Origin of the sequence: Halomonas sp. FeN2 (genome assembly GCF_020595105.1) — a bacterium.
GTDB lineage: Bacteria > Pseudomonadota > Gammaproteobacteria > Pseudomonadales > Halomonadaceae > Vreelandella > Vreelandella neptunia.
The window spans coordinates 3,829,111-3,849,781 of record NZ_CP074200.1; the positions used below are offsets into that span (position 1 = coordinate 3,829,111).

General features: G+C 56.0%; 23 protein-coding genes. 18 read left to right on the forward strand and 5 right to left on the reverse strand.

Annotated features, from left to right (window positions below; all coding sequences use genetic code 11):
* The first annotated feature begins 19 nt into the window (after nucleotides 1-19).
* From KF947_RS17585 to KF947_RS17600, 4 genes are all read left to right on the forward strand, one after another.
* Complete coding sequence (locus KF947_RS17585) at nucleotides 20-868, forward strand: MOSC domain-containing protein (RefSeq protein ID WP_133731212.1); 849 nt, start codon at nucleotides 20-22, stop codon at nucleotides 866-868.
* Between the two features lie 146 nt (nucleotides 869-1,014).
* Nucleotides 1,015-1,803, forward strand: a complete 789-nt coding sequence (locus tag KF947_RS17590) for a MotA/TolQ/ExbB proton channel family protein (RefSeq protein WP_133731211.1) — start codon at nucleotides 1,015-1,017, stop codon at nucleotides 1,801-1,803.
* A gap of 3 nt (nucleotides 1,804-1,806) precedes the next feature.
* Nucleotides 1,807-2,676: a MotB family protein gene (locus KF947_RS17595; protein WP_133731210.1), complete on the forward strand. Its 870-nt coding sequence runs from the start codon at nucleotides 1,807-1,809 to the stop codon at nucleotides 2,674-2,676.
* 108 nt (nucleotides 2,677-2,784) lie between these two features.
* Nucleotides 2,785-3,207, forward strand: coding sequence for an OsmC family protein (locus tag KF947_RS17600; protein WP_133731209.1), 423 nt, complete (start codon nucleotides 2,785-2,787; stop codon nucleotides 3,205-3,207).
* Between the two features lie 190 nt (nucleotides 3,208-3,397).
* On the opposite strand, the gene KF947_RS17605 is transcribed toward KF947_RS17600, so the two are convergent.
* Nucleotides 3,398-3,823, reverse strand: a complete 426-nt coding sequence (locus tag KF947_RS17605) for a PRC-barrel domain-containing protein (RefSeq protein WP_133731208.1) — start codon at nucleotides 3,821-3,823, stop codon at nucleotides 3,398-3,400.
* 447 nt (nucleotides 3,824-4,270) lie between these two features.
* Here KF947_RS17605 and KF947_RS17610 point away from each other — a divergent pair, with 447 nt between their 5' ends.
* Nucleotides 4,271-5,227: a L,D-transpeptidase family protein gene (locus KF947_RS17610; protein WP_227404656.1), complete on the forward strand. Its 957-nt coding sequence runs from the start codon at nucleotides 4,271-4,273 to the stop codon at nucleotides 5,225-5,227.
* A 14-nt stretch (nucleotides 5,228-5,241) separates the two neighbouring features.
* Here the strand turns inward: KF947_RS17610 and KF947_RS17615 are convergent, their stop codons facing one another.
* On the reverse strand, nucleotides 5,242-5,910 hold the full coding sequence (locus KF947_RS17615; RefSeq protein WP_133731206.1) for a 2OG-Fe(II) oxygenase: 669 nt from the start codon (nucleotides 5,908-5,910) through the stop codon (nucleotides 5,242-5,244).
* Nucleotides 5,907-6,578, reverse strand: coding sequence for a CoA pyrophosphatase (locus KF947_RS17620; RefSeq protein WP_227404657.1), 672 nt, complete (start codon nucleotides 6,576-6,578; stop codon nucleotides 5,907-5,909). The genes KF947_RS17615 and KF947_RS17620 overlap by 4 nt, the downstream gene beginning before the upstream one ends.
* 94 nt (nucleotides 6,579-6,672) lie before the next feature.
* Here KF947_RS17620 and KF947_RS17625 point away from each other — a divergent pair, with 94 nt between their 5' ends.
* Nucleotides 6,673-7,230: an NUDIX hydrolase gene (locus KF947_RS17625; RefSeq protein WP_141439670.1), complete on the forward strand. Its 558-nt coding sequence runs from the start codon at nucleotides 6,673-6,675 to the stop codon at nucleotides 7,228-7,230.
* A 16-nt stretch (nucleotides 7,231-7,246) separates the two neighbouring features.
* On the opposite strand, the gene KF947_RS17630 is transcribed toward KF947_RS17625, so the two are convergent.
* Complete coding sequence (locus tag KF947_RS17630; RefSeq protein WP_133731203.1) at nucleotides 7,247-7,558, reverse strand: NGG1p interacting factor NIF3; 312 nt, start codon at nucleotides 7,556-7,558, stop codon at nucleotides 7,247-7,249.
* A gap of 141 nt (nucleotides 7,559-7,699) precedes the next feature.
* Here KF947_RS17630 and KF947_RS17635 point away from each other — a divergent pair, with 141 nt between their 5' ends.
* The 12 genes from KF947_RS17635 to KF947_RS17690 all read left to right on the forward strand — a co-directional run bounded on the left by KF947_RS17635 (nucleotide 7,700) and on the right by KF947_RS17690 (nucleotide 20,195).
* On the forward strand, nucleotides 7,700-8,650 hold the full coding sequence (locus KF947_RS17635) for a sugar-binding transcriptional regulator (RefSeq protein ID WP_133731202.1): 951 nt from the start codon (nucleotides 7,700-7,702) through the stop codon (nucleotides 8,648-8,650).
* A 173-nt stretch (nucleotides 8,651-8,823) separates the two neighbouring features.
* Nucleotides 8,824-10,143 carry an ABC transporter substrate-binding protein gene (locus KF947_RS17640; RefSeq protein ID WP_133731201.1) on the forward strand — a complete coding sequence of 440 codons (1,320 nt, stop codon included), beginning with the start codon at nucleotides 8,824-8,826 and terminating at the stop codon, nucleotides 10,141-10,143.
* A 68-nt stretch (nucleotides 10,144-10,211) separates the two neighbouring features.
* Entirely contained in the window at nucleotides 10,212-11,102 is an 891-nt protein-coding gene (locus tag KF947_RS17645; RefSeq protein WP_133731200.1) for a carbohydrate ABC transporter permease, read from the forward strand.
* A gap of 29 nt (nucleotides 11,103-11,131) precedes the next feature.
* The gene (locus tag KF947_RS17650) at nucleotides 11,132-11,998 is read left to right on the forward strand and encodes a carbohydrate ABC transporter permease (protein WP_227404658.1); all 867 of its coding nucleotides are present in this window, start codon (nucleotides 11,132-11,134) and stop codon (nucleotides 11,996-11,998) included.
* 12 nt (nucleotides 11,999-12,010) lie between these two features.
* Nucleotides 12,011-13,162 (forward strand): ABC transporter ATP-binding protein, encoded by a 1,152-nt coding sequence (locus KF947_RS17655; protein ID WP_133731199.1) that lies wholly within the window; start codon nucleotides 12,011-12,013, stop codon nucleotides 13,160-13,162.
* A complete protein-coding gene (locus KF947_RS17660) occupies nucleotides 13,159-13,842 on the forward strand; it encodes an HAD family hydrolase (RefSeq protein ID WP_133731198.1) in 684 nt (227 codons plus the stop codon). The genes KF947_RS17655 and KF947_RS17660 overlap by 4 nt, the downstream gene beginning before the upstream one ends.
* A 13-nt stretch (nucleotides 13,843-13,855) precedes the next feature.
* On the forward strand, nucleotides 13,856-14,641 hold the full coding sequence (locus KF947_RS17665; protein ID WP_133731197.1) for an L-iditol 2-dehydrogenase: 786 nt from the start codon (nucleotides 13,856-13,858) through the stop codon (nucleotides 14,639-14,641).
* A 7-nt stretch (nucleotides 14,642-14,648) separates the two neighbouring features.
* The gene (locus tag KF947_RS17670; RefSeq protein ID WP_133731196.1) at nucleotides 14,649-15,269 is read left to right on the forward strand and encodes a nucleoside/nucleotide kinase family protein; all 621 of its coding nucleotides are present in this window, start codon (nucleotides 14,649-14,651) and stop codon (nucleotides 15,267-15,269) included.
* Nucleotides 15,270-15,341: 72 nt separating this feature from the next.
* Nucleotides 15,342-16,847, forward strand: a complete 1,506-nt coding sequence (locus tag KF947_RS17675; protein WP_223287810.1) for a mannitol dehydrogenase family protein — start codon at nucleotides 15,342-15,344, stop codon at nucleotides 16,845-16,847.
* Complete coding sequence (gene xylB, locus KF947_RS17680; RefSeq protein ID WP_133731194.1) at nucleotides 16,847-18,334, forward strand: xylulokinase; 1,488 nt, start codon at nucleotides 16,847-16,849, stop codon at nucleotides 18,332-18,334. The genes KF947_RS17675 and xylB overlap by 1 nt, the downstream gene beginning before the upstream one ends.
* Nucleotides 18,335-18,354: 20 nt before the next feature.
* Complete coding sequence (gene tal / locus KF947_RS17685; RefSeq protein ID WP_133731193.1) at nucleotides 18,355-19,308, forward strand: transaldolase; 954 nt, start codon at nucleotides 18,355-18,357, stop codon at nucleotides 19,306-19,308.
* Between the two features lie 44 nt (nucleotides 19,309-19,352).
* Nucleotides 19,353-20,195, forward strand: a complete 843-nt coding sequence (locus KF947_RS17690) for a fructosamine kinase family protein (RefSeq protein ID WP_133731192.1) — start codon at nucleotides 19,353-19,355, stop codon at nucleotides 20,193-20,195.
* 3 nt (nucleotides 20,196-20,198) lie between these two features.
* On the opposite strand, the gene cynS is transcribed toward KF947_RS17690, so the two are convergent.
* The gene (gene cynS / locus KF947_RS17695; protein ID WP_133731191.1) at nucleotides 20,199-20,639 is read right to left on the reverse strand and encodes a cyanase; all 441 of its coding nucleotides are present in this window, start codon (nucleotides 20,637-20,639) and stop codon (nucleotides 20,199-20,201) included.
* Nucleotides 20,640-20,671: the final 32 nt, after the last annotated feature.

Genomic DNA, 20,671 nt, shown 5'->3' on the forward strand with positions numbered 1-20,671 from the left:
CTTTTGTCGCGAGGCCGTCGTGCAGATTACTCAACTCAATATTTACCCCGTCAAATCGCTAAAAGGCATCAGCGTGACTCAAAGCGAGCTGCAAGAGCACGGACTAGCCTGGGATCGCCGCTGGATGCTGGTGGATGCGCAGCAGCGTTTTGTGACCCAGCGCCAACTCCCGGCGCTTGCCACCGTTGAGGTCGCGCTGACCGATGAGCACTTGGTGCTGTCGCATCCTAACGTCGAGCCGTTGAGCGTACCGCTGGCCGAGCCAGAGGGAAATTTGCGCCTGGTCAGTGTGTGGAATGACCACTGTAAAGCTCTGCCAGAGAGCGATGAAGTATCGCACTGGTTGGTTGCCGCCTTGGGCGAGCAGGTTCAGGGGCTTAGCATGGTGCGCTTTGCTACCGAGTTTACCCGTGCCGTTGAAGAGGATTTCCTTGATGGCGGGGCGGCGCATACCTACTTCTCTGACGGCTACCCCTTCTTGATTGCGACTACAGGGTCGTTAGACGCCCTGAACCAGGCCTTAGTAGCAGGTGGGCACGCCCCCGTGCCCATGAACCGCTTTCGGCCCAATATCGTCGTAGAGAGTGACGAGGCTTGGGCGGAAGATCACTGGGCAACGTTGACTGAGCAAGACGGCGCCTTTCAGCTAGCGTTACGCAAGCCCTGCAAGCGCTGCAAGATTACCACCATCGATCAGCATACCGCGGCAGTGCCTGCCCCAGCTGAACCGCTGAAAACCTTGATTGAACTCAACACCCAGCCCACCTTAAAAGGCGCCCACTTTGGCCAAAACGCTACGCTGGTAGCCGGCGACGGCAGTGTTATTCGCGTGGGTGATAGACTGACAGTAACAGCCCGCAGCGTCTAGAAAGCTCAGCATACTAATAGTTAAAAATGCGTTTTTTAACTTGTCAAGATAGACGGATTGATTAATTTGTCGTTGACGCTTTTATAGGGAGTCTCTAGTGTCCGAGACTCTAGCACACTAGTATTTTTACACTGTGGGGAAGCGCCGTGGATCTCGCAACATTGATTGGCTTGGTAGGGGCTGCTGTCTTAGTAGGCACTGCTGTGATTATGGGCACTTCGCCAGAGGTGTTCATGAACCCCACTGGGCTGCTGCTAGTGGTAGGGGGAAGCCTGTTTGTTGTATTGGCTAAGTTTAGTATTACGCAATTTAAATTCGCCTTTAGAGCCGCTGCCCGGGCGTTTAAGTTTCAACTGCCAAGTATTCAAGAAAGTATTGATGAGTTAGTAGAGCTATCAAAGGTGGCGCGCCGAGAAGGCATGATTGCTCTAGAAAGTCGCGAAGTCAGTTCGCCGTTTTTGCAGAAGGGCCTGCAAATGCTGGCCGATGGCTACAGTGCCGAGATGATAAGAGACATGATGGAAAAGGAGCGCCTGCTTACTCTTGAGCGTAATCAGGCGGGGGGGCAGGTATTTTCAGCCCTAGGCGAGGTGGCTCCCGCCATGGGCATGATTGGTACACTGGTAGGCTTAGTGCAAATGCTTTCCAATATGGGCGACCCATCGCTCATTGGCCCGGCCATGGCCGTTGCTCTTCTAACCACTTTGTATGGTGCGATGATCGCAACGATGATCGCCAGTCCTATCGCGGATAAGCTTTGGGTGCGCATGAATCAAGAAGCCAAAATGCAGGAGCTGTGGATTGATGCGGTGCTGGCCATTAAAAGCGATAAGAACCCGCGCGTACTGGAACAAATGTTGACGATATATCTCCCACCAGAACATCGCAGCGCAGCTGACGCAGAAGCAAATACTACCGCAGGCGAGCAGACGTAAAAAATGGCGCAAAAACAGACCAACATCCCCGCCTGGATGATTACCTACGCAGACTTAATGTCACTGCTGCTGTGCTTTTTTGTGCTATTGCTGTCGTTTGCGGAAATCGATGCGGAAAAGTTTCGTCGAGTGGCGGACGAATTGTCCAAAGCCTTTGGCGTTCAGCGCGAAGTTGAAGCGACACAAGTACCTATGGGAACCAGCGCGGTAAAGCAGCATTTCTCTCCAGCAGTGCCTGATCGCACCTTGGTAGATGAAGTGCGTCAGCAAACAATGCAACAGCGACCGCAGCTTGAGTCAATGCGCGATAGTCAGGAAGCCCAGCGCCACCTGCAAAGCCACCAATTGGCTCAGAATGTTGAAAAGCTGCTCGAAACATCGTTGCCAGAGGGCGCGACTGAAATTGATATTGATCAGTTTCGTGTGGTGGTGCGAATTTCCGAAAATGGCACCTTTGGGTCGGGTAATGCCACCGTCACTTCGGCCTTTGAGGACTTATTACAGTCGCTAGCAACCCTTCTGGCCGATGTGCCTGGAACGATTTCCATTGATGGGCATACTGATGATGTGCCTATCCGTACATCCCAATTCCGCAGCAATTGGGATCTTTCGGCAATGCGAGCCGCTTCAGTGGCAAACGTTCTCACCGCGACCGGTGCGCTGGCACCTGAGCGGCTAATCGTTCAAGGCTTCGCGGATACTAGGCCATTGGCCTCTAATCTGACCAACGAAGGCCGAGCCGAAAATCGCCGGGTTGAGCTAATGATTGATCTGGATGCGGCTGTTGAAGAGCGGGGCGAGCGCTCAGTGGAGTCATTGCAACCCGTTTCTTCCGATCCTCTTGAGTCTGCCGAGACCGATTCAACACCCTGATTCGGCATAAGCCGCGGAATCAGCTACGCTAGTAACTCGGTAATCGCAGTTACCGAGCCTTATCGGAGCCTAATCGATAAGCTAACTATCACAGGAAAGGAGAACAGTATGGATAGTAAAGCAAGTGCACGCTGGGAAGGTGGTTTAAAAGACGGTAAAGGCAATGTGTCTACTGAAAGTGGTGTGCTAGATGCGGGCTACTCGTTTAAACAGCGCTTTGAGGGAGAGCCTGGTACCAATCCCGAAGAGCTGATCGGCGCGGCACACGCCAGCTGTTTCTCAATGGCGCTCTCCATGATTTTGGGTGAGAAAGGCTATACCGCTGACGCTATCGAAACCAGCGCCAAAGTGACTCTTTCCCAAAGCGATGCAGGTTTTGATATCTCGAACATTCACCTGGACGTTGTTGCTGAGATCAGTGGCGCTGATGACGCAGCATTCCAAGAAGCAGCGGAAACGGCTAAAGCCAATTGCCCTGTTTCCAAAGTACTTAATGCTGATATTAGCATGACGGCTAAACTGAAAGCCTAATTTTGTCTAGGCTGTACTTTGCTTATAAATAGGTTGTGTTTTGACATAGATGGCTCGCGTATAAACAGTGTGCGCGAGCCATTTTGCTAACTAAACGCATTTTAGGTTTTTGATTATTTCTTTGTTATCTTAAATGACATGCATTAAAAAGCCTTGGCAATTGCCAAGGCTTTTATCTTATGACTAGTGCTTACTTGTCTTCGTCTCCGTCACGGTTATACTCTTCAGCTGCTTCAAGCGCATCTTCTGATGCATTAACGGTAATGACATAATCATCGCCATCTTCGTCTTTAGTCAGCTCAAGTGAATCCCATTCAATCGCAACGTTTTTCTCACCCATACCTAAGAAGCCACCAACGCCAACAACAACAGCATTGATTTGGCCGTCTTCACCAATCACGAGGTCAGTAATGGTGCCGATGTCTTCGTCATCTTCGACGCTGCTTTTGACTTGATTGCCGGTTAAGGCGTCAGCGTGGAATGTGTTTTCTGGCGTTTCCGTTAGGTAGGTCGCTTCCATGGTCGTGGTGTTTTCTTCAGCATTTACGCTGCCAGCGGCAAACATAAAGGCTGGAACCATGAGAGTACCTAGAATAGCGGGTTTGATCATTTTCATTTTGCTTGCTCCTTGCGATTTTATTGGGCTTAACGACTCCGCGTAGCAACCCGAATAAATCAATAGTGACGGTATTGGCTTCGTTTAAAATAAGCGATGGCAATGCCGATACTATTATTCCTAAGTGTGTTAATTACCCTAGCTACTTAATGCATTGAGAATTAGTGCATTGGATAATTAACGCTATCTTGCGCTTCACTGCGTCAAGACAACTATCAGGTTAGTCGCTGCGTTCAAAAATACAACCATTAAAGTGAAACTTTTAAGTACCACCACCACTGCTGTTCGGCCCTCATGGGCCTACACCCGCGCCGTCATGCCACAGGCTGTTGAGTTGACCCGCCCTCGCTCAGTGTTCATATTCGTCTCCAAATGGCTCGCTTTCTATCCTCTGTTTGATAAAAGGTTTGATAAAAGTGAGGTCACATAAAAAGGAGAACCCTGACCATGATTTCCCACCCTTTGCAGTGTTTAAAACAGTTCTGCGTTAGCAGCGTTGCGCTAGGCGCTTGGCTATTAGCCTCAAGTGCTGTGGCCGATAGCAGCGAGCTTCCCAAAGGGCATTTTCTACTGCCTGAAGAGGGCAACATGGTGGGCCAAGTGTATACCGTCACGGCGACCGAAGAGGATACGCTGCTGGATATTGCCCGGGCACACAACGTGGGCTACGAAGAAATTCGTATGGCCAACCCGGATACCAGCCTCTGGGTACCGGGAGAAGGCACCGAAGTGACGATCCCCGGGCAGTATATTCTTCCCGATGAAGCGCGTAGCGGCATTGTGATTAACGTGGCAGAGCTACGCCTTTACTACTACCCCGAGGTAGCAGAGGGCGAGACGCCGCGGGTCGAAACCTACCCTATTGGTATCGGGCGGGATGCTTATAACACCCCACTTGGAGTTACCGAAACCACTATGCGGCTTGAAAACCCGGCCTGGTATCCACCTGAGTCGATTCGTCGTGAAGCCGCCGAGCGGGGCGACCCAGCCCCTGCGGTAGTTCCCCCTGGTGCCGACAATCCCTTGGGTGAATACGCTATTTTGCTGGATATCCCCGGTTACCTGATCCATGGCACCAACCAACCAGATGGCATTGGTATGCGGGCTAGCCGGGGCTGCATCCGCATGCACCCGGAAGATATCGAGTCGGTGTTCTGGCGTGTGCCGGTAGGCACCCAGGTCAATATTATCGATTCGCCGATCAAAGTAGGCTGGGGTGAAGAGGGGAATCGCTACATTCAAGCCTTCACCGCCACGGATGAGCAAGTATTTGGTATGGAAACGCTGTTAAACGTAGTTGGCTTAATTGAAAAGCATGACGGGGGTAATGCCTCCAGCGTCAACTACGAGCAGGTAAGTGAAATATTAGAGCGAGCGAATGGCCAGATCGTGCCGATTAGCTAAACGATGGTGCAGCGCTAGCGTGCTGGGTCCAAAACCCCTCCCAGCGATGCGTTGCGCCTAAACCAACCCGCAATGCTGGTACGCGGGCAGCGAGTTGGTAGCACTTCATGGGGAATGGTCTCAGATAAGAAGCAGGCGAAGGTGCCCGCTTCGGGTACCACCCGGGCGACCTCTTGTCTGGGGTCGTCGGGGTGGTAGATCACCATCTCACCGCCACCGTCGCTGGGCCAGTCCGGTGTCAAATAGCCGACCGTAGATATCACGCGGTTGGCACGGCCTCGAAAGCTATCCAGGTGACGTTGATAAAAAGCGCCCGGTGGATAGTGGGCAAAGTGGGCCTCGTACTCAAATAAGCCCAAAAACAGCGCCTGGTTAAGCGCCTGCTGTAGCTCGCTCATGGCGTCTAAGTATCGCCGTTGGGCAGCGCTTTCTCGATCAAGCCAATGAATAGCGTCACCGCGGATATCTTTACGCAGTAGGTGCTGTTGTCCGCGACCAATGCCCGCTTCATCCAGTCCGTTATAGGCCGCCCGCTGGAGAAGCTCATTATTCAGCGCGCCGCATAGCTCCAAGTCAATAGCCCCGCGGCCTACATACCAACCCTGTTCAACCAGCGCATCCACAAGAGCGACCTGCGTCTCGGGCTGAAGCGCAGGTGACGACGTAGCAACACTAGGGATCATTGGTTGGATCTCGATGGCGCCGAATCAGGAACGCTTGTAGAGAGTTTAGATAGACGGTTTTTGCGCTCAGGGTGGTGGCGCAGCGGCCCCTGGGGGCGTTGATATAAATCAATCGGCATACCGAAGCCCTCGGCCAGTAACTCGACCAGCATCATGGCAGATAATCCCCAAATCACATGGCCGTCCACATGATAGCTAGGCACGTAGTGGGCAACGCCATCCACGGTAATCACGTCGGTATGGGTGCGGTGATCGTCTAGAAAGTGACTTAGTGGCACTTCAAAAATAGCGTCTAGCTCTCCTGGGTCGGCGATCAGCGGTAAATCCGGCGGAATAATGCCCACCCAGGGGGTAACGCGAATACCGTGCAGCGAAATAACGTCCGACAGCCTACCTAGGGGTTGCACCAGCGCGGGGTCGAGGGCAATCTCCTCTTCTGCCTCGCGCAGTGCCGTGGCGTAAAGGTCGCTATCAAAGGGCTCGCGCTTGCCGCCAGGGAACGCCACTTGGCCGCTGTGGGTGCTCAAGTGGCTGGCCCGGCGGGTAAACAGTAAGGTAAGCGCTGGGCGTTCGACAATCGGCAACAGCACGGCGGCCTCGGGCATCACTATGTGATCCAAGCGTTGAGGAGTCAGCTGTTGCAGCTGTTTACGCAGTTTCTCTAACATGGGGTATCCCGTTACTTTGTTCTCTTTTACCCAGCAGCGGTCGTTGACGTCAAGCGCGTCGAGGCTTCTATTCACTAGCCGTTGAGAATATGCGATGAACTTTTGCAGCCAGTGTGGTGATAAAGTACGTTTTGCCATCCCGGAAGGCGATGACCGCCCGCGCTACCTGTGCGATGCCTGCGGCACGATTCACTATCAGAACCCACGCATTGTCGCCGGTACGCTGCCCGTCAGCGGTAGTAAAGTGCTGCTCTGTAAACGGGCGATTTCACCGCGCAAAGGCTACTGGACACTGCCCGCCGGCTATATGGAAAATGCCGAATCAACCCAGCAGGCCGCTTCCCGTGAGACCCGTGAAGAGGCCTGTGCCGAGGTCGAACTGGCCAACCTCTACACGCTAATTGACCTGCCGCATATCAATCAGGTGTATATGATTTTTCGCGCCGAATTAGTCGGTGGCTTCAGCGCCGGGCCGGAAAGCCTGGAAGTCGCGCTGTTCGAAGAGCATGAGATCCCTTGGGATGAGCTCGCCTTCATGACTATTGAGCGCACCCTCAAGCATTTTTACGCCGACCGCCCCCGCAATGAATTTCCGCTGCATATCAGCATGGTAACGCCAGAAGATCGCGAGCGTTATTTTGGCAGTGCGTAAGACGTTAAAGGTCTGATTATAGATCGGCGAGCTGCCACACATCATAAGCGACTTCTTCATAGGGGTGGGCAAGCCTCAAGGCCGCGATGGCGCCGTGAATATGCGCTTCATCGCAGAGCAGTTCGACTTTGAACTCTTCGACCTTTTCCAAGCTGCCCACCGAGCCGATGTGCGGGTGGGCGCCTTCCGTTGGGCGAAACTGCCCCGTGCCTCGGGTTTGAAAACAGACGTTTTCGTACGCCCCTACACGCCCGGCTCCGGCTTCGAATACCGCCTGTTTGACACTTTCGGCATCTTCTACGGGGACAAAAAATGCGAGCTTATACATACTGTACCTCCAAACGATCAATCCAGTGTGAAACGTTGAACTCTGGCTATGTTAGCGGATAGGCGACTACTGGTCGCGGGCTTGGCTTTGTATGATGATGCTTTTATGACGTTTACCCACGATTGTTAGATGAGCCATCCCATGGATAAATTTGAGGTAAAGCTGGATCAGGCGGCCAGAGCCGCATGGATGTCTTACGTAGGTGGAATGACCCAGGATGAGATCGCCAGCCAGTTGGGTGTCTCACGACCCGGTGTGCAGCGTTTATTGGCGTTGGCTCGCCAGGAAGGGCTGGTAAAAGTGCATATTGATCACCCGATCTCTAACTGCATGGCGCTGGGCAGCACGCTGCGCGACCACTTTGGCTTGACCTACTGTGAAGTGGTACCTGCCGATAGCCACGCCGCCGACAGCGCCGCTTCCTACTTGGCAGTCGCTGCTGCCGAGCGCATTGCGCAACTGGTCGAACGCAGCGAGCCATTAACCCTGTCGCTAGGCACCGGGCGTTCTGTGCGGGCCGCGGTGGAAGCGCTTAGCCGCGTTGAGCGGCCCCAACATCGCTTTGTGTCGCTGGTGGGCAATGTCGCCCGAGATGGTTCGGCCAACCGCTACGATGCGGTGATGGTGATGGCGGATAAAACCGGCGGCGAACGCTTCTTACTGCCTGCACCGGTGGTCGCCGAGTCGCTGGCTGAAAAAGAGGCGATGCTGGCTCAACGCCTCTTTAAAGCGATTGCTGATGTGGCGCGACAGTCAGAAGCAGCGTTTATCGGTGTCGGGCGCATCGACCGTCAGGCCACGCTGTTTCAAGACCATTTCATTAGTGAAAGCGAGCTGGATGAATTGTTGGGACTGAAAGCGGTAGGGGAGTTGCTTGGTTGGCCGCTGAATCGCGACGGCGAGGTGATAGACTGCTCAATTACGCGGCGGGTCACCAGTCTTCCCCTGGAGCGCTTTGGTAAGCACCATATGGTGGCGATTGCGGGAGGGCACGAAAAAGCCCCGGCGATCCATGCCGCATTGCGCGGCGGCTGGCTGAAGGGCTTGGTGACTGACGAAGTGGCCGCGCGGCAGATCGTTGAAGCACTCTAGGGCTTTCAAACCCAGCTGCGTGCACTGCAATATGCGTTAGAGATAATGAATTAGCGTAAAGTCTAAGCTAATCAGCTTTGCTTTTTTTTGGCTTACGTACGATCATTTGTTCGATAGTTGATCAATAAGATCAAGGCGACAACAATGCCAATACCAGCCCATAGGAGTGCTTTATGCGACTCGCACGTCACTTGCCCGTTACCACGCTAGCGGCCGCCATTGCCATGTCGGGCCATGCCCAGGCGCAAACCGAAATTACCGTGGCCACGGTTAACAACAACGATATGGTGATTATGCAGAGCCTCACCGAGGCTTTCGAAGAGGCTCACCCCGATATCACCCTGGACTGGGTGGTGCTTGAGGAGAACGTGTTACGTCAGCGCATGACCACCGATATTGCTACTGGTGGCGGCCAATTCGACGTGATGACCATCGGCACTTACGAAGTACCTATTTGGGCAGAGCGCGGCTGGCTCTCCCCGCTGGATAATCTGCCCGACGATTACAACGAAGACGATCTGCTGACCTCGGTGCGCGATGGTTTGAGCTTGGACGGCACGCTGCATGCGCTGCCTTTCTACGCCGAAAGCTCGATGATGTACTACCGCCAGGATCTGTTTGAGGAAGCGGGTATTGAAATGAGCGATCAGCCCACCTGGGAAGAGGTGCGTGAGTGGGCGGGCGAGCTGCACGGCAGCGAAGAAGGTCTGGCCGGTATCTGTCTGCGCGGTAAACCAGGCTGGGGTGAAAACATGGCCTTTGTTTCCACCCTCGTGAATACCTACGGTGGCCGCTGGTTTGACGAAGAGTGGAACCCAGAGCTCAACTCTGAAGCCTGGGTTAACGCTATCCAGTTCTATGTCGATTTGCTCAACGACTACGGCCCGCCAGGCGCAAGTTCCAACGGCTTTAACGAAAATCTGGCGCTGTTCTCCCGTGGCAACTGCGCAATGTGGGTGGATGCTACGTCGGCAGCGGGCAAACTGTATGACGGCAATGAGTCCGATGTGGCGGACAGCTTAGGTTTTGCCCCAGCGCCTATCGCAAAAACACCCAAAGGCTCACACTGGTTGTGGTCCTGGGCGCTAGCTATCCCGGCCTCTTCAGAGAACCAGGAAGCGGCGCGCGAGTTTATTACCTGGGCGACCTCACAAGAGTACATTGAACTGGTCGGTGAAACTCAAGGCTGGACCAGCGTGCCGCCAGGCACTCGTGAGTCGACCTACGCCAATGAACAGTACACCGAAGCAGCCCCCTTTGCTGACTTCGTGCTGAAGGCTATTCAAGACGCCGACCCTACCGACTCCACCCTGGAACCCAATCCCTATGTGGGCGTGCAGTTTGTGGGCATTCCAGAGTTTCAGTCGATCGGCACCCAGGTTGGCCAAACCATTGCCGCGGCGCTGACCGGTGACACCACCGTTGAACAGGCGCTAGACAGTGCTCAGCGTGCCACCGAACGCACCATGCAGCGTGCCGGTTATCTAGACTGATGGCCCGCAATGCCTGCCTTAGCTAACTAGGCAGGCATTGCCCCCACACTGTTTCTGCAGGTATTTCCATGAATAAAACACGTGCTTCTGGCCGGACGGTCGGCGGGCTAAGGACGCTTTCGCTTCAAGCGCCTGCTGTAACGCTGTTATTGCTTTGGATGATTGTGCCACTGGGCATGACGCTATGGTTCTCCTTCCAGCGTTATAACCTGCTAATGCCCGGCATGACGGGCTTTGCCGGGTTGGAAAACTATGAATACCTTCTCACCGACCCTGCCCTATGGGCCGCTATGGGCAACACGCTGCTGCTGGTGGGGTGGGTGCTGGCGATTACTGTAGTGGGCGGCACACTGCTGGCGGTGCTGTTCCAGCAGGAGTTTGCGGGGCGCGGGATTGCCCGTGTGCTGGCGATCTCACCGTTTTTTGTAATGCCCACCGTGAGTGCCCTGGTGTGGAAAAACATGATGATGCATCCCTCGAATGGGGTGCTGGCATGGCTGGCTGAGTCCATTGGGCTGCCCGCTGTCGATTGGTTCTCTTCGCTGCCGCTAACCTCGATTGTGATCATCGTTGCATGGCAGTGGCTGCCGTTTGCACTGCTGATCCTGCTCACCGCGATGCAATCCCTGGATGAGGATCAGGTGGAAGCGGCGCGGATGGACGGCGCAGGGCCGGTGGCGATTTTTTTCTTTATCACTCTGCCGCATCTAAAGCGTGCCATCAGCGTGGTGATCATGATTGAGATGATCTTCCTGCTGACCATCTTTGCCGAAATTTTCGTCACTACCTCCGGCGGGCCTGGCTTGGCGACGACCAATCTGGCTTACCTGATTTACATTCGTGCGTTACTGGATTTTGACGTAGGCACTGCCTCCGCCGGTGGGGTGATTGCGATCATCCTCGCCAATATCGTGGCGATCTTCCTGGTTCGAATGGTAGCCAAAAACCTGGAAGATTAGACCGGCACTTGTGTCTTGGGAGTACTTCGATGACAACATTAAGTTCCAAAACCGCAGCGCCACGCTCGGTGTCAGGGTGGCGGTCGGCGCAAAGCAAGCGCATCTTGCTGACGCTTTTGGGGTGGTCGGTGGCGCTGGTGATCTTCTTTCCGATTTTCTGGATGATCCTGACCGGCTTTAAAACGGAAACAGCGGCGATTGCCGACCCCTCGCTGATTTTTTCGCCCACCTTAGAGAGCTATCAGGACGTGCATGCGCGTTCCGGCTATGCACGCTTTGCGCTCAACAGTGTCGCGGTGGCATTTGGCTCAACGTTCTTCGCGCTGCTGATTGCGATTCCTTCAGCCTATGCCATGGCCTTTTTGCCCACTAAGCGTACCAAAGGCACGCTGCTATGGATGCTCTCCACCAAAATGCTGCCCTCGGTAGGCGTGCTGGTGCCGATTTATCTCATATGCCGCGACGTTGGGCTGCTCGACACACGCACCGGTCTCATCATCATCTATACCCTGATGAACCTGCCGATTGTGGTGTGGATGCTCTACACCTTCTTCAAGGATATGCCCAAAGACATTCTTGAAGCAGGGCGTATGGACGGCGCCTCCACTCTCCAGGAAGTGTTCTTTCTGCTGTTGCCACTCACGCTGCCCGGTATCGCCTCAACGGGCCTGCTATCGGTCATTTTGAGTTGGAACGAGGCGTTCTGGAGTCTCAACCTAACGACCTCAAGTGCTGCACCGTTAACCGCCTATATCGCCTCATTCTCAAGCCCTGAGGGGCTGTTCTGGGCCAAATTGTCCGCCGCTTCCACCATGGCGATTGCGCCGATTTTAATACTTGGTTGGATGACCCAAAAACAAATGGTACGTGGCCTGACCTTTGGTGCCGTCAAGTAAAGGATCTTCCTCATGGCAACACTACAACTGAACAATATTACCAAGCGTTTCGGCGACACCGAGGTGATCAAGGGCATCGACCTTGAGGTCAATGACCGAGAATTTGTGGTCTTCGTTGGTCCCTCCGGCTGCGGTAAATCGACTCTGATGCGTATGATCGCCGGGCTGGAAAGTGCGACCGACGGCGATATTTTGATCGACGGACAGCGCATCAATGACGTCGGCCCCGCCGACCGTGGCCTCGCCATGGTGTTTCAGAGCTACGCGCTTTACCCGCATATGACGGTAGAGGGCAACATGGGCTTCAGCATGCGCTTGGCCGGAGTGCCCAAGGAGGAGCGACGCGCCAAGGTGCTGGAAGCGGCCAAAATTCTCCAGTTAGAGCCGCTGTTGGATCGTAAGCCCAAAGCGCTCTCGGGTGGTCAGCGCCAACGGGTGGCGATTGGCCGGGCGATTGTGCGTAATCCCAGCATCTTCCTGTTCGATGAGCCGCTCTCCAACTTGGATGCTGCGCTGCGGGTTCAGATGCGTATCGAGCTGGCGCGTCTGCATGATGAGCTGGACGCCACCATGATTTACGTCACCCACGACCAGATTGAAGCCATGACCATGGCGGATAAAATCGTCGTGCTCCACGACGGCGTGGTCGAGCAGGTGGGCTCGCCAATGGCACTCTACCACCACCCCCGCAATCGCTTTGTGGCGGGCTTTATTGGCTCACCGAAAATGAATTTTCTACCGGTGACGTTGATCGGAGTAACGCCTGAAGGCGTAGCGATTCGTCTGCCCGGTGGCGGCGAGCGCAGCGTGCCGGTGGACGGTGCGCACTTGGATGCAAACGCCACCCTCGAGCTGGGTGTTCGCCCAGAACACCTGATACTCGAGGAGCAGGGGCCGCTGAGTGGGCAGATCAAAGTGCTTGAGCGCCTCGGCGGTCAAACCTCGCTCTACGTTCAAATGGACGATGAACTGATCACTATTATGGCTGATGGCGATGTGGCCTATCGGGTCAACGAGACCGTGCGTTTCGGCTTTGCCCCCGAGCGCGCTCACCTGTTTGACGCAGGCGGGCTAGCCCTACCTAGCTTGCAGCAGCATCCGCTAGCGGGGCTGACCCGCCATGACAACCGCGCCCCCGGCTCGCCTTCTGAGGAGCCTTCATGAGGACGTTAATCTTTGATTGTGATGGTGTGCTGGTCGACAGCGAGGCTCTTGCGGAAGGCACACTGGTGGAGTACCTCTCCCACTGGCTGCCCGATCTGAACATCGACCAGGAATTAGGTCAAGCGCTGGGGATGACCACGGCGGCTATTCTCGCTCATCTCGAAGCGCTAAGCGCCCACATGTTGCCATTGGACGCCACAGAACAGGTAGATACCGCTATCGAGGCCCGATTGGCGCAGGAGCTTAAAGCTATAGACGGCGCCGACAAGGCGATTCGTGGCATTACCTTGGAAAAGGCGGTGGTTTCCAACAGTCGGCGCAGCCGCGTATTGGCATCACTGGCAAGCACTGGGTTGGCCGATGCGTTGGGCGAGGTGCCCATTTTTACCGCTGATCAGGTAGCGCACCCCAAGCCCGACCCCGCACTCTACCGATTGGCGGCATCTCACTTAGGCCAAGTGCCGCGTGACTGCCTGGTGGTAGAAGATAGCGTGGCCGGGGTGACGGCCGCCCGTGCTGCGGGTATGTGCGTGATTGGGTTTGTCGGCGCCAGCCATGTGGATGTTGATCAAGCGGCGCGCCTTACTCAAGTCGGTGCCTGGCGTATTTTAGAACATATGCACGGCCTGGAAGCCTTGGTGGACGAATGGCAAGCCAAGGGTTCCAGCTGTTCGCCTTAACGAGAGCATGACGATGAAACTAACCAACAAAATCGCGGTGATTACTGGCGGCGCGCGGGGCATCGGCTTGGCCATTGCCCAGCGTTATTTAAGCGAAGGCGCCAGCGTGGTTGTGGCGGATATTGATCGGGCCGCTATCGATGATGCTTTAGCGACGCTGCAGCAGCAGGCGCCTGCCGAAAAAGTGATGGGGGTCGAGCTGAATGTCTGCGATCAGGCCTCGATCGATGCCATGGTTAAAACGGTAATAGAGCGCTTTGGTGGCATCGATATTTTGGTCAATAACGCTGCCATCTTTGATATGGCGCCGGTGCTAGAGGTGACCGAGGAGAGCTTCGATAAGCAGTTTGCGGTCAATACCAAAGGCATGTTTTTTACCCTGCAGGCGGTTGCCCGTTCGATGGTGGCCCGTGGCCAGGGTGGCAAAATCATTAATATGGCCTCCCAGGCAGGCCGCCGTGGTGAAGCCCTGGTAAGCGTTTACTGCGCCAGCAAAGCGGCTGTCATCAGTCTTACCCAATCCAGTGGGCTGGATCTGATCAAACACGGTATCAACGTTAACGGCATTGCCCCAGGGGTTGTGGACACGCCGATGTGGGAAGAGGTCGACGCAATGTTTGCCCGTTACGAGAACCGTCCGCTCGGCGAGAAAAAACGCTTGGTGGGCGAGGCGGTGCCGTTTGGGCGTATGGGGCTCCCCGAAGATCACACCGGCGCGGCGCTGTTCTTGGCCAGCCAAGACAGTGATTACGTGGTCGCCCAGACACTCAATGTCGATGGCGGCAACTGGATGAGCTGAGGTGGCCATGACCCCTGATCTTGATACGTTAGCCCATCAGATTATTCGCGCCGCCGAAGGCGCCTCACGCTATCTGGTCGCACTAGCAGGGCCGCCGGGGGCGGGGAAATCCTATCGCAGCGTCCAGCTCTGTGATGCCATTAATCAGCACCTGCCGGGCCAGGCAGGGCTAGTGCCCATGGATGGCTACCACTTCGATAACGCTGTGCTGGGCGAGGAGCAGGTGCCGATAAAAGGCGCGCCCCATACCTTCGATGTGGAGGGGTTGCGCTGCGACCTCGAGCGCATCCGCCAGGCTAGCCACCCGGTAGCGGTACCGGTTTTTGACCGCCCGTTGGATCTAGCCCGTGCCGGTGGACGATTGATCACCCTTGAGCAGCGAATCGTTATTGTCGAGGGCAACTACCTGCTGCTTGACCGCTCCCCCTGGCGCGAACTGCGACCGCTGTTCGATTGGACGCTATTTTTAGACGTCGATGACGTTGTGCTGGTTGAGCGGCTGATCAATCGCTGGCTTGAGATGGGCCAGGGGCGAGCCGGGGCGCTGGAGCGCACCCATCACAAAGATATGCTCAACGCTCAGTTGGTGAAGAGTTGCTGTTTGCCGCCCGATCAGCGCTGGCGCTAGCGCTCTATATCGCCACTTGTTACCTGCCATATTCACCCCATCGCGCCAAGCAGGCCTTGGCTGGAGAGTCCCATGACCCGACTTAACAATCACAACCTGGGCAAGCTAACCGACGATGTTGCCAAATCTAATTACGTTGCCAAACCTCAGTATGACCGCAAGACTCTCACCCCTGGCATCGTACATATTGGGGTAGGCGGCTTTCACCGCGCCCACCAAGCGATGTATCTGGATGCATTGATGAACCAGGGCGAGGCGCTGGATTGGGGCATTGTCGGCGTAGGCGTGATGCCTGGCGACAAACGCATGCAGCTGGCGCTGGCAGCGCAGGATTACCTCTACACCCTGGTGGTGAAACACCCCGATGGCCAGTATGAGCCGCGGGTCATTGGCAGTATGGTGAATTACCTGTTTGCACCGGAAGACACCGAGGCAGTCATTGAGCAGATGGCTGATCCGGCGATTCGCATTGTATCCTTGACGGTAACCGAAGGCGGCTACAATTTTCATCCGGTGAGTGGCGAGTTCGATCTCAATAATTCCCAGGTGCGCGCCGATCTTGCCAACCCCACCCACCCCACCACCAGCTTCGGGCTGGTGGTGGAAGCGCTCGCCCGCCGCCGTGCGCGGGGTATTGCGCCGTTTACCGTGATGTCCTGCGATAATATTCAAGGTAACGGCGATGTAGCCAAGCGTATGTTTGGCGCCTATGCCCAGGCGCGTGACGCCGAGTTAGGCGCTTGGCTTGCCAGCGAGGTGGCGTTTCCCAACGCCATGGTGGATCGCATTACTCCGGTGACGTCGTCCACGGATATTGATGAACTGAGGCAGCGCTTTGGCGTAGAGGACGCCTGGCCGGTAGTCTGTGAACCCTTCACCCAGTGGGTGTTGGAAGATCACTTCCCCCTTGGGCGTCCGGCGTTTGATAAAGTGGGTGTTCAAGTCGTGGCGGATGTCGAGCCCTACGAACTGATGAAACTGCGCCTGCTCAACGCCAGCCACCAAGCGCTGACCTATTTTGGCTATTTGGCCGGATACCGCTACGCCCATGAGGTGTGCCAAGATCCGCTATTCGTTGATTTTTTACTGGGCTATATGCGCGAAGAGGGCACGCCGACCCTGGCGCCGGTGCCGGGGGTTGATTTGGAAACCTACCGCCTAACGCTGATTGAGCGCTTCGCCAACCCGCAAATCAAAGATACCCTGGCGCGGCTCTGTGCCGAGAGCTCTGACCGCATTCCTAAATGGCTAGTGCCGGTGATTCGCCAGCAGTTGGCACAAGATGGTGAAATAGAGCGCAGCGCCGCCGTGGTGGCTAGCTGGGCACGCTACGCTGAAGGGGTGGACGAGCATGGCGAGCCCATCGAGATTGTCGATCGCTTGAAAGCGCCGCTCATGGCGATTGCTGCGGAGAACCGTCAGCGACCAACGGCCTTTATCGAAAATCGCGAGCTGTTTGGCGACTTAATCGACAGCACCCGTTTTGTGGAAGCCTATCTAGCTGCTCTAAGTTCCCTGCACGAACGTGGCGCACGCGCTACGCTAGAGGGTCTGGCGTCGTCCAAAGGAACATTGTGATGTATATCGGGGTAGATTGCGGTACCCAGAGTACCAAGGTAGTGGTGGTAGACGTTGAGCGGGGCAAGATTCTGGCTGAAGCAAGCCGCCCTCATCACCTGGACGAGGGCGAAAATGGTCGCCGAGAGCAGGCGCCCGCGGAGTGGCTAGCCGCCTTGAAAGCGGCGTTTTTTGCCGCGTTGGATAAAGCCGCTGTATCGGCTAGCCAAGTGCGCGGCATTGGTGTCTCTGGCCAGCAGCACGGCATGGTCGCGCTCGATGGCGAAGGCGTGCCGGTCTATCCAGCCAAGCTGTGGTGCGATACCGAGACCAGCGCCCAGAACGCTGATTTGGTTACCCGCCTTGGCGGCGAAGCAGGTTGCTTAGAGAAGCTGGGACTGGTGCTGCAAACCGGCTATACCGCGTCTAAAGTCGCTTGGCTACGGGAGCATCAGCCGGATGCGTATCGACGCATTGAGAGCCTGCTGCTGCCTCACGACTATCTCAATTTTTGGCTAACCGGTGAACGGGTCACCGAGGCGGGCGATGCTTCCGGCACTGGCTACTTCGATACCCGTAAGCGCTGCTGGCAGCTGGATGTTTTTGCAGAGATAGCCCCAGAACTAGACCCGGCGCGGGTATTGCCCCAGCTGCTGGAAGCCCATGAACCGGTAGGCTTTGTGTGCTCGGCGGTGGCCCGCGAACTTGGGCTTGGCGATCAGGTTGTCGTCTCCTCCGGCGGTGGTGACAATATGCTGGGTGCCATTGGCACTGGCAATATTACCCCAGGGCTCATTACGCTGAGTTTAGGCACCTCCGGCACCGTTTGCGCTTACTCGGCTGACCCTGTTGAATGCGATAGCGCCATGGTCGCCAACTTCTGCTCCAGCACCGGTGGCTGGCTGCCGTTGATCTGCACGATGAACGTTACTTCGGCCACTACGCGGGTGCGCGAGCTGTTTGGCTTGGATCTGGCCGCCTTTGGCGAAAAAGTAGCCAGCGCGCCGATAGGGGCCGAGGGCGTTACCGTGCTGCCGTTTTTCAACGGCGAGCGGGTGCCGATGCTGCCCGACGCCTCCGCGGACTTTCTTTGCCTGACCAGCCTGAATACCACTCAGGCTAATTTGTGCCGGGCCGTGGTGGAGGGGGCCACTTTCGGGCTACGCTATGGGCTGGAATTGTTGGGTGATTTAACCGCCGGGGCGAGTCAGATTCGATTGATCGGTGGCGGCGCTAACAGCCCCGTATGGCGGCAGATGGTAGCGGACATCACCGGTACCCAGGTGATTTGCCCTGAGATTACCGATGCGGCCGCGCTTGGCGCCGCGATACAGGCGGCCTGGTGTGACCAGCGTGCAGAGGGCGTAACACTGGAAGCACTGTGTGAGCGGCTTGTCCATTTGGATGCCAAGTCGGTGGCTGACCCACAACCAGAGAGTGTGGCCGCTTACCAACCCATTTATACGCGTTATTGCGCAGCACTTGAACAACGCCATGGCGGCGCTTAAACGCATACCAAGGAGATTTTATGACCAGCCAGCTGCAACAGTTAAAGCAACATTCGCTTGTCGTCGCCGACACAGGAGATCTTGAGGCTATTCGCCGTTATCAGCCCCAGGATGCCACCACTAACCCGTCGCTGCTGCTCAAGGCATTTAGTCTGTCCGGTTATCAAGCGCTGATCGACGAAGAGCTGAGCAGCGTAAAAGCCTCTGGTGGCAGCCGTGAAGAGCAGGTCAAGCATGCCGTTGACCGTCTGGCGGTGGCGATGGGCAGTGAGATTTCCGCCGTGGTACCGGGCCGTGTCTCCACCGAAGTGGCTGCTCGATTGTCGTTTGATACTCAGGCCAGCATCGCCAAGGCCCATGAGTTAATCGAACTGTACGACGCCCGCGGCGTGTCGCGGGATCGCGTGCTGATCAAGCTCGCCTCCACCTGGGAAGGGATTCGTGCCGCCGAGGTGCTCGAGCGTGAGGGCATTCAGTGCAACCTGACGCTACTGTTCAGTGATGCCCAAGCCCAGGCCTGCTTTGATGCCGGGGTGTTTTTGATTTCTCCCTTTGTCGGCCGCGTGACCGATTGGTATAAAAAAGAGACCGGCAACGACTACACGCCGGAAAACGACCCGGGCGTTCAGTTTGTTCAGGGTGTTTGTGAGCGCGCCAACCAGGGTGGCTACGACACCGTTGTAATGGGCGCAAGTTTCCGCACCACTGGCCAGGTGCTTGCCTTAGCAGGCTGCCCAAGGCTAACGATCTCGCCTGCCTTGCTAGAAGAGCTGGATGCCACCGAAGGCAGTGTCACCGCGCAAATTCAATCGGGTAAAGGCAGTGGCAAACCGACTGAGCCGCTGAGCGAAACCGCCTTCCGCTGGGGCCACAATCAAGACGCCATGGCCAACGACAAGCTCGCTGAAGGTATCCGCCGCTTCCACGATGATCAGCTGGAACTGGAATCATTGATCGATAAACGCTTGAGTTAAGCTACCAATCTTAGGACGTACTCATCCCTATGGAGAGTCGCACTATGGATGCCACCCTGAGCCAACTGCTCGAGTCTATCGAGTTAACCCCCACCGGCGGTTTGCAGCCGCTAAGTGGGGGTGATATTGCTGCCGTTTATCGCTTGGAGACACAGCACGGGCAGGTGGTGATTAAGCACGATGACGCGGCGCGAGTACGCGGTGAAGCCGAGGGGCTAGGTGCCTTGCGCAGCGCCTGCGAGAAGCTTGCGGTGCCGGAAGTGCTAGGTTTATCGGCGGGCTGGCTGGTCATTGAGTCATTAGACACAGTGCCCGTGGAGCCGAAGAGCGAGGCCGCGCTTGGTGAAGGGCTGCGCGGCCTGCACAGCGTAATTGGCGATGCCCACGGCTGGCATCAAGATAATGCCTGTGGGCAAACGCCTCAGCCGAATACCCCGCTTAGCGACGGACGAGCTTTTCAGCGCGAGCGTCGCCTACTTCCCCTGTGTGAGGCGTGCCACCAACGTGGTCTATTGAGTAATGAGCTGCGAGGGCGTATCGAGCGCTTAGCCCATGATTTAGAGCGCTGGTTGCCGAATGCACCGCCCAGCTTGCTACACGGCGATTGTTGGTCGGGGAATGTGCTTTTCACTACCAGGGGACCAGCGCTTATCGATCCGGCCGTTTATCGCCACTACCCGGAAGTTGATGTGGCGATGCTGACACTATTTGGTTCGCCAGGGGAGGCCTTTTTTGACGCCTACTGGAACGGCAACGCCCCGACCGAATGGCCGAGGCGTGAAGCCCTGTTTCAGCTCTATCCGCTGCTGAATCACCTGCTGCTGTTCGGTGCCGGTTACCGTTCGGCGGTTGAACGCAGCGTGGTGAGGCTCGAGTCTTTCAGCTGAGTCTTACCAAGACTTATAGGGCAAAAACTTGCCGTTCATGGTGAGTAATACCCGGTCGCCTTTGGGATCTTCGATTTTGTCGACCTCCATAGTGAAGTCGATGGCGCTCATGATGCCGTCGCCAAACTTCTCCTGTACCACGTCTTTAAGAGTCTCCCCGTAAACGCCGACAACTTCATACAGGCGGTAGATGAACGGGTCTTGGGGAATCGCTTCATCCCAGGCTTTGGTAGGGAAGGCCACCAGGGCGTCGGTGACATCACTCTCCACACCCAGTGTGTCGCAAAGCTTAGCGGCAACCTCTTGGCTGGCGCTGTTCATACCGTAACAGGCGGAGGCGACCCAGACTGGCGACATGTTGACCGCTTTACCAATATCATCCCAGCTCATCTTTTTACGCGCTTTGGCGGCGAGCAGGGTGTGACGCATTTCGAGCTTATCCATGATGGTTCTCCTTTATAGGGGAGGGCGTTTGA